Origin of the sequence: Streptomyces corynorhini (genome assembly GCF_003346515.1) — a bacterium.
Taxonomy (GTDB): domain Bacteria; phylum Actinomycetota; class Actinomycetes; order Streptomycetales; family Streptomycetaceae; genus Streptomyces; species Streptomyces corynorhini.
Window position 1 is genome coordinate 30,236 of the sequence record NZ_QQNA01000103.1, and the last position, 12,230, is coordinate 42,465.

At 72.8% G+C, this 12,230-nt stretch carries 9 protein-coding genes, 2 pseudogenes and 1 riboswitch; of the genes and pseudogenes, 5 read left to right on the forward strand and 6 right to left on the reverse strand.

Translation table 11 applies throughout. The features are described from left to right. Positions 1-15: 15 nt before the first annotated feature. The gene (locus DVH02_RS14660) at positions 16-954 is read right to left on the reverse strand and encodes a zinc-binding dehydrogenase (protein ID WP_114624252.1); all 939 of its coding nucleotides are present in this window, start codon (positions 952-954) and stop codon (positions 16-18) included. A gap of 129 nt (positions 955-1,083) precedes the next feature. Between DVH02_RS14660 and DVH02_RS14665 the strand changes: the two genes are divergently transcribed. Both DVH02_RS14665 and DVH02_RS36105 read left to right on the forward strand, forming a co-directional pair. After that, positions 1,084-1,773 (forward strand): acyl-CoA-like ligand-binding transcription factor, encoded by a 690-nt coding sequence (locus DVH02_RS14665; protein ID WP_114624253.1) that lies wholly within the window; start codon positions 1,084-1,086, stop codon positions 1,771-1,773. Between the two features lie 55 nt (positions 1,774-1,828). Beyond that, positions 1,829-2,047 (forward strand): annotated as a pseudogene (locus DVH02_RS36105) (ECF transporter S component); the annotation flags it as partial. A gap of 6 nt (positions 2,048-2,053) precedes the next feature. On the opposite strand, the pseudogene cobF reads toward DVH02_RS36105, so the two are convergent. The 5 genes and pseudogenes from cobF to DVH02_RS14695 form a co-directional block, all read right to left on the reverse strand. Further along, positions 2,054-2,845: pseudogene (gene cobF / locus DVH02_RS14675) on the reverse strand (precorrin-6A synthase (deacetylating)); the annotation flags it as partial. 124 nt (positions 2,846-2,969) lie between these two features. Next, positions 2,970-5,294 (reverse strand): 5-methyltetrahydropteroyltriglutamate--homocysteine S-methyltransferase, encoded by a 2,325-nt coding sequence (metE, locus tag DVH02_RS14680; protein ID WP_114624254.1) that lies wholly within the window; start codon positions 5,292-5,294, stop codon positions 2,970-2,972. A 158-nt stretch (positions 5,295-5,452) separates the two neighbouring features. Continuing rightward, a riboswitch (cobalamin riboswitch) is annotated at positions 5,453-5,672 on the reverse strand. A 98-nt stretch (positions 5,673-5,770) separates the two neighbouring features. Continuing rightward, positions 5,771-6,583, reverse strand: a complete 813-nt coding sequence (locus tag DVH02_RS14685; RefSeq protein WP_114624289.1) for a DeoR/GlpR family DNA-binding transcription regulator — start codon at positions 6,581-6,583, stop codon at positions 5,771-5,773. A 124-nt stretch (positions 6,584-6,707) separates the two neighbouring features. Next, positions 6,708-8,183 carry a GntP family permease gene (locus tag DVH02_RS14690; RefSeq protein WP_114624255.1) on the reverse strand — a complete coding sequence of 492 codons (1,476 nt, stop codon included), beginning with the start codon at positions 8,181-8,183 and terminating at the stop codon, positions 6,708-6,710. A 31-nt stretch (positions 8,184-8,214) separates the two neighbouring features. Continuing rightward, on the reverse strand, positions 8,215-9,603 hold the full coding sequence (locus DVH02_RS14695; RefSeq protein ID WP_114624256.1) for a homoserine dehydrogenase: 1,389 nt from the start codon (positions 9,601-9,603) through the stop codon (positions 8,215-8,217). Positions 9,604-9,825: 222 nt separating this feature from the next. Here DVH02_RS14695 and otnK point away from each other — a divergent pair, with 222 nt between their 5' ends. From otnK to DVH02_RS36935, 3 genes are all read left to right on the forward strand, one after another. Then, a complete protein-coding gene (gene otnK, locus DVH02_RS14700) occupies positions 9,826-11,106 on the forward strand; it encodes a 3-oxo-tetronate kinase (protein ID WP_233518227.1) in 1,281 nt (426 codons plus the stop codon). Beyond that, the gene (locus tag DVH02_RS14705; RefSeq protein WP_114624257.1) at positions 11,103-11,762 is read left to right on the forward strand and encodes a class II aldolase/adducin family protein; all 660 of its coding nucleotides are present in this window, start codon (positions 11,103-11,105) and stop codon (positions 11,760-11,762) included. The genes otnK and DVH02_RS14705 overlap by 4 nt, the downstream gene beginning before the upstream one ends. 301 nt (positions 11,763-12,063) lie before the next feature. After that, a complete protein-coding gene (locus tag DVH02_RS36935) occupies positions 12,064-12,183 on the forward strand; it encodes a putative leader peptide (RefSeq protein WP_325051365.1) in 120 nt (39 codons plus the stop codon). The last annotated feature ends 47 nt before the right edge of the window (positions 12,184-12,230 follow it).

Consider the following 12,230-nt stretch of genomic DNA (forward strand, 5'->3'; position numbering starts at 1 on the left):
CGCACCGGCGCCGCGTCACTCGACGACGGCGACCAACCGGCCGATGACCTCGCCGCGTTCGAGCCTGCCGATGCCGTCGGCGATGTCGTCGAAGCCGATCCGCGTGATCCGCGAGGTCACCTTGCCCGCCGCGACGAGATCGAGGACGGCCCGGCAGTCCTCGGCCGAACCGGCCTGCGAGCCGATGAGCGTGACCTGGTTCAGGGTGAGCGTCTGGAGGTTGACGGTGCCCTCGCTGACCCCCAGCCCCACCTGGACGACCCGGCCGTCGCGCCGTACGGTCTCCACCGCCGCGGCGGTCGTGGTGCCGAACCCGGCGAAGTCGACCACCACGTCGAGCCCCTCGTCGGCGAACGCGGTGATGTCCTTCGCCACCTCCGCCACGCCGAGTTCCCGGGCGAAGGCGTGCACCTTCTCGTTCTTCTCCGCCACATACACCTCGGCGCCCTCCGCGAGCGCCACCTGCGCGCCGAGCGAGCCGAGTCCGCCGAAGCCGATGACACCGACCTTCGTACCCGCGCTCACCCGGCCCTGCACGACCATCGCGTGGTACGAGGTGAGCCCCGCGTCGGTCGCCGCGGCGGCCTGGTCCCAGGCGATGCCCTCGGGCAGGGGGATGACGAGGTCCTCGCGGACGGCGACCTTCGGCTGGAAGCCGCCGTTCGACGAGGTGCCGGGTCCCTCGATCGCGGCCGGTACCGCGACCCGGTCGCCGACGGCGAAGCGGGCGGCGCCGGGGCCGGTGGCCGCGACGACGCCCGCGATCTCGTGGCCCAGGGTGATCGGGCGGAAGGGGAGGAGGGCGGTCAGGGTGCCGTCCAGGAAACCGACGTCACTGTGGCACAGCCCCGCCGCCCGCACCTCGATGACGATCTCGCCGGGACCCGCCTCGGGTACCGGGATCTCGTTCCGGGTGAGCGCCTTGCCGACCTCGGTGAACTGCCATGCTTGCATCGTGATTCCGTCTTTCTCTCCGTGCTCGGCGAGCGTTGTGCCCGGCGGCGCCCGGCCCGCGCGTACGGCGCGCGCACAGAATAATGGTACTCGGTACCGAAAAGATTCGGCCAGGGAGGACAGGTCAGCGTGAGCGAAGCCGGACGAGGGCGGGGACGACCGCCCGTCTCGTCGCGGGAGGAGGTCGAGGCGGTCGCCATCGGCCTGTTCCTGGAACACGGGTACGCCGCTACGAGCCTCGCGGCGATCACGGCGGCGTCCGGTGTCAGCAGGACGACGTTCTTCCGCTACTTCCCCTCGAAGTCGTGGATCATCTGGTCCGCCTTCGAGGAGCACACGGGCCGGTTGCGCCGGCTCCTGGCGGACGCGGGGACGGGGACGGCGGAGCGGGCGGCCGAGCCGGTCATGACCGTGGTGCGGACCTGCGTGGTCGAGTCGCTGCGCGCGTCCGTGGACGACCGGGGGATCTGGATGAAGCGGTTCGTCATCCTCGACGAGTCGCTCGAACTGCGCGCGGAGGAGTCGGCGCAGTGGATCGGCTGGGCCGAGGCGGTCGCCGAGTACGTGGCGGCGCGGCTGGACGCGGGCAAGGACGACCTCGTACCCGCGAGCGTCGGCGGCGCCGTCCAGGCCGCCTTCCTCGCCACCCTCCGCGGCTGGAAGACCTCCCCGGCCCCGGCGCCCGAACTGCTGCGCGGCCTGGACGAGGCGCTGGCGACGCTGTGCGAGGTCCTGCAGGGGTGGATCGACCGGGAAGGCGAGGAAGGCAAGGACCGGGAAGGCAAGGGCCGGGGGTCAGGGCCCGCGAGCCCGGCATGATCCGGACGAGAGGCCCTCACGCACCGCGTGGGAGCGCGCCCCGGCCCCGGCCGACGCGCCGCCGCTCATCTTCGGCGTACTCCTCGTCCTCGTGCTCCGCGTGGTGTTCTCGAAGATCGCCGAAGGGGGCATCGACTCCAAGGCGCTGGCCGTGCTCGGCGTACTGTCCGCCGTCAACGCGGCCCTGCGCCCGCTCGGCGCCGGAACGGCGGGTGTGGAGACCGTCTTCTTCGTGCTGGTTCTCGCCGGACGCGTCTACGGCCCCGGCTCCGGTCCCGGCTCCGGCTCCTATCTCCTCCGGGTGGATCCGCAGGAGATACGTGTCCATGATCCAGCCGTGCCGGGCGCGTGCCTCGGCGCGCACCCGCCGGATGCGGTCGGCCACCTCGTCGAGCGGTCCCGCGATCAGGATCTCGTCCGGCGTACCGAGGTAGGCGCCCCAGTAGATCCAGGTGCCCGCGCCCCTGACGTGCTGGAACGTCTCGTGGGCGTCGAGCATGACGACGATGTCGCCGTCGTCGTTCGGCAGGCTCTCGGCGAGCCGCCGTCCGGGGGTGATGTGGATCGGCCTGCCGACCCGGTTCAGGCCGATACGGTGCCGGGCGGCCAGCGCGGAGACGCTGCTGATGCCGGGAATCACCTCGTGGCCGAAGGCCACCGCACCGCGGGCCTTGATGTCGTCGAGGACGGCGAGCGTGCTGTCGTACAGCGCGGGGTCGCCCCAGACCAGGAACGCCCCGCACTGTCCCGGAGCCAGCTCCTCGCGGATCAGCCGCTCGCAGACGTCGGCGCGCCTGCGCCGCCAGTCGCGTACCGCCGCCGTGTAACCGGCCCGTTCGTCCTGGGTCCGGTCGCGCCAGGGATCCTCGGCCTCGACGACGCGGTAGGGACCGGGGACGTGCGCGTCCAGGATGTCGCGCCGCAGCCGGGTCAGCGCGGACTTCTCCCTGCCCTTGTCCAGGACGAAGAAGACGTCGGCCCTGCGCATCGCCTTGACGGCGGCCAGCGTCAGATGATCGGGGTCACCGGCGCCGATGCCGATGACCAGCAGATGTCGTGGCGCGGTGGTCATGGGGTGCTGCTCTCCTTGTGATCGTCCAGGACTCGGGGGCCGGGCCCCGAGTCCTGGACCGGGCCAGGGGCCGGGCGCACGGTGGCCGGTCGGTGCGAGGCGACGGCCACCGTGCCCCCGGGGATCAGGAGTTCCCGGCGGCCAGTTCGGCGCGGATCTCCCGGGCGGCGCTGACGAGGTTCTCCAGGGAGGCCCGGGTCTCGGGCCAGCCGCGGGTCTTCAGGCCGCAGTCCGGGTTGACCCACAGCCGCTCGGCCGGGATGGCCGCGAGCCCCTTGCGCAGCAGCGCGGCGGCCTCCGCCGCGCTCGGGACGCGCGGGGAGTGGATGTCGTAGACACCGGGTCCGGCCTCGCGCGGGTAGCCGTGCTCGGCCAGTTCGCGGGCGACCTGCATGTGGGAGCGGGCGGCCTCCAGGCTGATGACGTCGGCGTCGAGGTCGTCGATGGCCTGGACGATGTCGCCGAACTCCGCGTAGCACATGTGCGTGTGGATCTGGGTGTCCGGGCGTACACCACTGGTGGTCAGCCGGAACGACTCGGTCGCCCAGGCCAGATAGGCGGCGTGGTCGGCGGCGCGCGGCGGCAGCGTTTCGCGCAGGGCCGGCTCGTCGACCTGGATGACCGAGGTACCGGCCGCCTCCAGGCCCTCGACCTCGTCGCGCAGGGCGAGCGCCACCTGGCGGGCGGTGTCGCCGAGCGGCTGGTCGTCGCGGACGAAGGACCAGGCGAGCATGGTGACCGGGCCGGTCAGCATGCCCTTGACGGGGCGTTCGGTCAGCGACTGCGCGTACGTCGTCCAGCGCACCGTCATGGGCTCGGGGCGGGAGATGTCCCCGGCCAGCACCGGCGGCCGGACATAGCGGGTGCCGTAGGACTGGACCCAGCCGTGCTGGGTGGCGAGATAGCCGGTGAGCTGCTCGGCGAAGTACTGCACCATGTCGTTGCGTTCGGGCTCGCCGTGGACCAGCACGTCGATCCCGGCCTTCTCCTGGAAGGAGAGGACCTCGCGGATCTCGTCCTTGATCCGCTCCTCGTACCCGGCGACGTCGATCCGGCCACCGCGCAGGTCGGCCCGCGCGGCGCGCAATTCGCCGGTCTGCGGGAACGAACCGATGGTCGTCGTCGGCAGCGGCGGCAGGCCCAGGTGCGCGCGCTGGGCGGCGGTCCGTTCGGCGTACGGCTGCGAGCGCCTGCCGTCCGCGTCGGTGATCGCCCCGGTGCGGGCGCGTACCGCCGGGTCGTGGGTCAGCGCGGACCCGGCCCGGGAGGCCAGATCGGCCCGGTTCGCGGCGAGTTCGGCCGAGATGGCGCCGGTGCCCTCTCCGAGACCGCGGGTCAGGACGGCGATCTCCCGCGTCTTCTGCCGGGCGAACGCCAGCCACCGGGCGATCCGCGGGTCGATGTCGCGCTCCGCGGCGGCGTCCAGCGGTACGTGCAGGAGCGAGCAGGACGCGGAGACGTCGACCCGGTCGGCGAGGCCGAGGAGCGTACCGAGGGTGGCGAGGGACTTCTCGTAGTCGTTGATCCAGATGTTGCGGCCGTCGACGACGCCCGCGACCAGCCGCTTGCCGGGCAGTCCGCCGACCGCCGCGAGGTCTTCGAGGTGGGCGGCGCCCGATGCGGTGAAGTCGAGGGCCAGCCCCTCGACCGGTGCCTTGGCCAGCACGGCCAGCGCCTCACCGAGCCGCCCGAAGTACGAGGCGACCAGCAGCTTCGGCCGGTCCGCGGCCGCGCCCAGCTCCCGGTAGGCGCGGGCGGTGGCGTTCAGTTCGGCAGGCGTGCGGTCCTGCACCAGCGCGGGTTCGTCGAGCTGGACCCACTCGGCTCCGGCGGCGCGCAGATCGGCGAGCACCTCGGCGTAGACGGGCAGCAGCCGGTCCAGCAGGGTCAGCGGCTCGAAGTCGGCCGGGACGCCGGGGGCGGGCTTGGCCAGCAGCAGATAGGTGACGGGGCCGACGAGGACCGGGCGCGGGGTGCGGCCGAGCGCGCGGGCCTCGGCGAACTCGCCGACCTGCTTGGCGGAGTCGGCGGTGAAGACGGTGTCGGGGCCGAGTTCGGGCACCAGATAGTGGTAGTTGGTGTCGAACCACTTCGTCATTTCCAGCGGAGCGATGTCCTGGGTGCCCCGGGCCATCGCGAAGTAACCGTCCAGCGCGTCGGCGTCGACCGCCGCGCGGTGCCGCTCGGGGACAGCGCCGACCATGACGCTGGTGTCCAGGACATGGTCGTAGTACGAGAAATCACCGGACGGCACTTCGTGGATGCCGGCCTCGGCCAGCTGTCGCCAGTTCGACCGGCGCAGGTCCGCCGCGGTCTCCCGGAGGGCCTCCGCGCCGACGCGGCCCTTCCAGTAGCCCTCGACGGCCTTCTTCAGCTCACGGTTCTGTCCCTGGCGGGGGTAGCCGTACACGGTGGCTCGTGCTGCCGCGGCTGCGGGCTTCGCTGTCACAAAACTCTCCTTCGCGAGATGTGTCCAGGAATCCCGGGGACGGGACCGCGGACGCGAAGGGACGACCGACCGGGCGGCGCACGGCGTACTGCCGGGCGTGCCGCTCGATATGTACGCCGACCCGCCCACGAGGTCACCGGGATGTCCGCGCGCGATCGGTCGCGTGCGGGCAACGGGCAGGTCTTCGGACTCGCGGGCGCGTCTCGTACGGTCACCAGACACCTACTGGCCGTCGCTTCCCGGACCCGCTCGGATCCAGTGCTGTATGACGGCGGTCGTTCCCACTCACCGCTGCGGGGCAGTCCCGGATTCCCACCGGGTTCCCTCTTACGACACCCCGCCTGGCGGACGGGGCGAACCAGCTGCGTCTCCACCTTAGAGGGAGAAACGGCGGGCGGACACACCTGCCCACATCCCGGGACGTGACCGAGATCACGGAGTGCGGGGGTGCGGCGAGGGTAGCGGGGCGCGGCCTCTCACCCGGGCCCCCGGCCGCCCTCCGTACGGGCCACCCTCAGCTCGACGCCCCCGGCGAGCAGCGCCTCGCGGACGGTCGGGGTCAGCGCGTCGTCGGTGATGACGGTGTCGAACGCCGTCAGGGCGGCGACGCGGTACATGCCGAAGGTGTCGTACTTGGCGCTGCCCGCCAGCAGCACCGAGCGCGAGGCGCTGCTCATCGCCGCCTGCTTGACCTCCACCTTGGGCGCCGACGGCGTGGTCACCCCGCGCCGTACGTCCCAGGAGCTGGTGGAGATGAAGGCCATGTCCAGGGCGAGCTGCTGGAGCGTGAGCGCCGCCAGCCGCCCCACGGTGGAGCGGTTGGCGTGCTCGGTGCGCCCGCCGGTGTGGATGACCTCGATGTCGGGGTTGCCGATCAGCGCGTTGGCGGTGGTGAAGTCGTTGGTGACCACCGTCATCCCCTTGAGCCGGGCGAGGTGCGGCACCAGCCCCTGGCAGGTGGTTCCGGCGTCCAGATAGACCGTGGTGTGGTCGCGCAGCAGCTCACCCGCCGCGCGGGTGATGGCCAGCTTGGCGGGCTGGTCCATCATCGACTTGTCGATCCTGCTGGGCTCGTGGTGCAGCTGCCGGCCGGCGATGCGCACCCCGCCGGTCACCGAGACGGCGCGGCCCTGTGCCTCCAGCGCGGCGATGTCCCTGCGCACGGTCATGTGGGAGACGCCCAGCATCTCGGTGAGCTGGTGGACGCTGAGCACCGAATGTCCCCGCAGCAGCTCGATCAGCAGCTCCCGGCGCTGGTCCGGGATGAGGGGGGTGTCGTCGGTGGTCACCCTGGTCTCCTTCACTCGTGTCCTCCTGACGCGCCCGCGGCGGGCTTCCCGGGCCGTCGGCCGCCCGCCGGGGCGGGCGGCCGGAGTGTGACGGTACCCCGGCCGCCGCGGCGCGCCCGACCGGTCAGACCAGCCCCGTCGCGTACAGCACGTAGAGGATGGCGAACCCGGTCACACCGGAGAGGGCGGAGGCCACCCCGATGGACCTGATGCCCTGTCCCACGGTCATGTTGGAGAGGGTCGTGGTCACCCAGAAGCCCGACGAGTTCGCGTGCTTCATGATCTGCGCGCCGGTGCCGCAGGCCAGATAGACGGCGAGCGCGGAGATGCCGAGCCCCTCCATCAGCGGCTCCATGATGGCGGCGGCGGTCATCACACCGAGGATGTTCGAGCCGGTGATCGTGCAGATGGCGGCGGCCACCAGGAACGGCACGATGATCGGCGACAGCCCCATGTCCCGGATCATGTCGGCGGCGCCGTCGGCGACCTTGGTGTCCCGGATGATCAGGGCCAGCGCGCCGCCGACCCCGGTGAGGGCGAGCGGCAGCGCCGCGAGCTTCAGACCGGCCTCGAAGAGGTCGTTGAGGGTGCTCTTGCGCCGCCAGTCCCGGCCGAACAGCGGCAGGGCGGTGAGACAGCCGATGAACAGGGCCATCAGCGGAGCGCCGAGGAAGTGCAGCACCCCGCCCAGCGAGGACTTCTCGCCGACCAGGTCCACGGCGTAGGAGTCGAGCATGATGAGCAGGATCGGCGTGAAGATCGGTATCAGCGACAGGGGCAGGCTCGGCAGCCGGGCGGCCTCGGCGTCGGTGCCGTCGGCCTCCCCGGCCCCGGTCGTACCGCCCGCGGGGGCGCTCCCGGCCGTCCCGGGGGCGTCGTCCGCGCCCGAGCCGTCCGTACCGCTCGTGCCGTCGGTGGCGCCCGCCGCGCCCGCCGCGCCGACGGGGACCGGGGTCGGCAGGTGGTCGACGTACTCGGCCTTCGGCGCTACGTACGTCTTGATGGTCAGCAGATACAGGGTGGCGACGATGATGCCGGGGATGCCGACGAGCGCGCCGTAGAGCATCGCCTGCCCGAGGTCCACGCCCAGCAGGGCGGAGGCGGCCAGCGGGCCGGGGCCCGGCGGGACCAGCGAGGTCATCACGTAGGCGCCGATGTAGAGGATGGGGCCGAGCCGCATCATCGACATGCCGCTGCGCATCGCGATGGCGGAGACCACCGGGATCAGCATCAGCACCACGGTGTCGGCGATCAGCGGGATACCCACGACGGCCGAGGCGAGCGCGATCGCCCAGGGGATCTTCCGGCCGGAGAACCAGCGCAGCGCCTCCTCGGTGATGCGCAGCGCGGCGCCGCTCAGCTCCAGCATCTTGCCGAGCACACAGCCGAAGATGATCAGCAGCCCGACACTCGACATGGTCGAGCCGAACCCCTCGGTGACCAGTTTCAGCGTCTTCTCGCCGCCGAGCCCGAGGACCAGCCCGAGCGTGGTGACGATGACGAAGAGGGTGGCGACCGGATGGACCTTGAACTTGGCGATCAGCAGCACCAGCGCGACGATCGCGCCACCGAACGCGAGCAGCGTGTAGGCGTCGGACATGGAATACCTCTTTGTACTCGGTCGGAGCCGCTCAGCGCGTCCGGGACGCGTGGTCTGCGCCGGCGTGCCAGGCGGCGAGCAGGTCGGGGTCGTGGCCGTCGAGGTCGGCCAGGGTGATCAGCGCGCCCTTCGGGACGTCCCGCGCGAGGCGGGCGTGGGCGGCGAGATAGAAGGGGGCGGTGTCGGCGGGCGCCTCGGGCGCGGGCAGCAGGACGGGAGCGACCCCGTCGATCTCGTGGTGGTGGCCGCCCATGGCGAGGACCGTCCCGGCGGGCAGGTCGCGGGCGGCCCGTCCCGCGAGGACGGCGTGCCGGCCGGGTACGGACGCGCCGGTGGGCACTCCGTCGCGCACGGCGGCCAGCAGGGTCAGCGGTGTCTCCACGCCCATCAGGTGGTACGGCAGGTAGAGACAGGCGTAGCGGCCGTTCCGGCTGACGACATGGCCCTTCTGCGCGAGGACCTCCCAGGTGACGGCGTCGTGGGTGCGTACGACGGCGAAGACACCGCCCGCGAAGCTGGCCTCCTCGGGCAGCCTGAGCACACTGAACACATCGATGACACCGGCCCTGCCGAGCACCCCGCCGTCCTCGCGCAGGGCGTAGACGTCGGCGAGTTCCGCGGTGCGCGCGACCGGGTAGTGCAGGGCCTCGCGGTCGGGTACGAAGCCGGTTCCGGCCGCCACCACGGCCATCTCGCAGTAGTCGGCCGCCGCGGCGCGCTTGAGCGGGGCGACGGCGCGGGCGCGGGCCGCGAGCGTGGCGGGCACGTCGTCGCCGAGCCGCAGCAGCGCGCCCAGCCCGGGGGCGTGCAGGGTCTGGTCGAGCTGGCGCACCTCGCCGCTGTCCGGGTCGTAGACCAGGTCGTACTCGCCGGACTTGCCGATGGCGACGATCTCCAGGCCGAGCGCGCGGATCCGGTCGTACCACTCGATCAGGTTGGCGGGCTGGTCCCCGGCGGCGGGGGTGTAGACGACACCGTGCACACGGGCGAGCCGGTCCAGCGCGATCCCCGCGACGGAGTCGACCTCCTTGCTGACCATCGCCACGTGGTGGCGGCCCTCGATCGCCTGCCGGGCCGCCCGGAATCCGGCGGCGGGGCTGCCGGTGGCCTCCACGAGGATGTCGTACGCCGCGTCGGCCAGCAGCGCGGTGTCGGCGACGACGGCGGTGTGCCCGGCGGCGTGCGCCGTCCGCAGTCCCGCCGCGTCGGACACGACGGTCACGGTGGCCGGGTCGTAGCCCAGCTCCGCGCACAGGGCGAGGACCGCGCCGGGGTCCAGATCGCACAGCACGGCCGGATGGAGGCCGGGCAGCAGCAGCGACTGCGCGAGCAGGGTGCGGGCGAAGCCGCCGCCCGCACCGGTGAGCGCGTAGGTCACGGGGCCCGCCGTGAGCGGATCGCCCGGCGTGTCGACGTTCATGAGCCCTCCTGGGAAAGCGGCCCGTCAGGGGCCGGTGTGTTGCCATGCGGTTTCCCGCTTCGCAGCGTGAACGTAACGTGGATTAACATAAGCGTCAACGTACGTAACATCGATTCACAGATCTCGATCGTGTGACGGTCGGGATGACCGGATGGTCCGGGACGATCCCGAGAAACGGGGGGTTCTCGGACGTGTTCACGACACAAGGACGGGTGGCAGACGGTGCGCAGAGCACACACAGCACTCCGATGGGGCGGAATCGCCGACGACTTCACCGGCGCCACCGATCTCGCGACGAACTGGGTGGCCAGAGGGGTTCGGACCAGTGTCACACTCGGTGTGCCCACCGAGCGGGAGCTGGCCGGGCTGGCGGACATGGACGCCGTGGTGGTCGCGCTGAAGTCGCGTACGGCACCGGTCGCCGAGGCCGTCGGGGAGAGCGTCGCCGCGCTCGCGGCCCTGCGCCGGCTGGGCTGTGAGCGGATCTACGACAAGTACTGCTCGACCTTCGACTCCACACCGCGCGGGAACATCGGCCCCGTCGCCGACGCGCTGACGGCCGAGCTGGGCACCGGCACCGCGGTGGTGGTGCCGTCCTTCCCGGCCACCGGGCGCACCGTCTACCGGGGCCATCTGTTCGTGGGCGACCAGTTGCTGGGCGAGAGCCCCATGCGCCACCACCCGCTCACCCCGATGACCGACTCCCACCTGGTGCGGCTGCTCTCCCCGCAGACCCGCCACCCCGTCCGCGCCGTCGGCCTGGACGTGGTCAGGGGCGATCCGCGCGCGCTGCGGGCGGCCCTGGACACCTCGGCGGGCGAAGGCCCCGGCTATGTGGTGGTCGACGCCATCGACAACGACGACCTCACCAGGATCGCGGCCGCCACCGCACACCACCCGCTGGTCACCGGCGGCTCCGGGCTCGCGCTCGGGCTGCCGTCGCGCGGCGCCCCGGCCACCGGCGCCATGCCCGTCGTCCCCGGACACCGCGCGGTGCTGGCGGGCAGCGCCTCGGCGGCCACCCGCGCCCAGATCGAGGCCGCGCTGCCTGCCCTGCCCGCCCGCCGGCTCGACCTGGCCGCCCTGCGCGCCGACCCGGCGGCCGAGATCGCCGGGCTCACCGACTGGGCCCGTACGCACTGGGCCGACGAGCCTGGCCGACCGGTCCTCGTCTACGCCGTCGGCTCGCTCACCGACATCGAGCGCCACCCGCCCGAGGGGCTGCGGCCCGCCGCCGAACTGGTGGAGGACGCCCTCGCCGACTGCGCGGTGGCCTTCGCGGGGGCGGGCGCCCGGCAGTTCGTCGTGGCCGGCGGGGAGACCTCGGGCAGTGTGGTGCGCGCCCTCGGCGTCCGCCGCCTCGAACTCGGCCCCGCCCTGGCCCCCGGAGTCTCCTGGACCCACGGCTCGGCGCCGGACGGCGCCTCGTACAACCTCGCGCTGAAGTCCGGGAACTTCGGCGGACCGTCCCTGTTCACCGGCGCCTGGGGAGAACTCCGATGACCGACGCCCGTCACGAACTCGTCGCGGCCGGACGCGCGTTGTCGGCCGCCGGACTGAGCCCGGGAGCCTCCGGCAACCTCAGTGTGCGCGTCGGCGACCTCATATACATGACCCCCACCGGCGCCCGGCTGGAAGACCTGGACCCCGACCGGCTGGCCGTGCTCGACGCGCGGGCGCCCCTGCGCGAAGGACATACGGCCGGACCGCCGCCGTCCAAGGAGTTCCCGCTCCACCGGGCCTTCTACCGGCGCGACCCCGGCACCCGCGCCGTCGTCCATCTGCACAGCGCCCACGCCGCCGCCTGCTCCTGCCTGCCCGCCTGGTCCCGCCGCAGCGCCCTCGCGCCCCTCACGCCGTACTTCGTGATGCGCGTGGGCCAGACCCCGCTCATCCCGTACGCGGCCCCCGGCGACCTCGGCCAGGCACACCGCATGGAGGCCCTCGGCTTCCCCTTCCGCGCCGCCCTCCTGCAGAACCACGGCCCCATCACGGCCGGCGACACCCTCGCGCGGGCCGTGGACGCCGCCGTCGAACTGGAGGAGGTCGCGCGCCTCACCCTGCTCCTCAAGGACACCGCCCCCCGCCTCCTCACCACCGAGGAGGCGACAGACCTGGCCCACCGGTACGGCAGCCCCTGGGAAGGCGCGGTGGACTGAGAGGCGGTGTGCGCGGCGCCGACCGCACGGGGCGGCGCCACGCCCGCCGCCGTACGGCCCCGGCCGCGCACACTCCGCCCCGGCCGACGGGAACAGATCGCGCGGCCCCGTTGCTGTACCCCGTCACGGGGCGAACACCACCCCGCCATCCGGGCATTGCGCGGGGCAGACGGCGCGCGTAACGTTCGGGGCAGCTCATCAGTGTCGGCGTCCGGAGCCGGGCGGAGCCCGTCCGGGTTCCGCAGAACGCGAGACGGCGAGGCCACCGGGCCCGCCGGAGACGGAAGGGGCGGAGGCGGACATGGCGTCACTCACCGCTGCGCCGCCCGCCAAGATCCTCGCCCCGCGCCGCAGCGTCCACCTCTACTCCCGGCCCCACATCGACCTCCAGCGCGTGGCCGGCGCGCTCTGTTGTTCCTGACCTGTTGCGCCGCCGCCCGCCCCTCCCGATGAGGGACGGCGCTCACC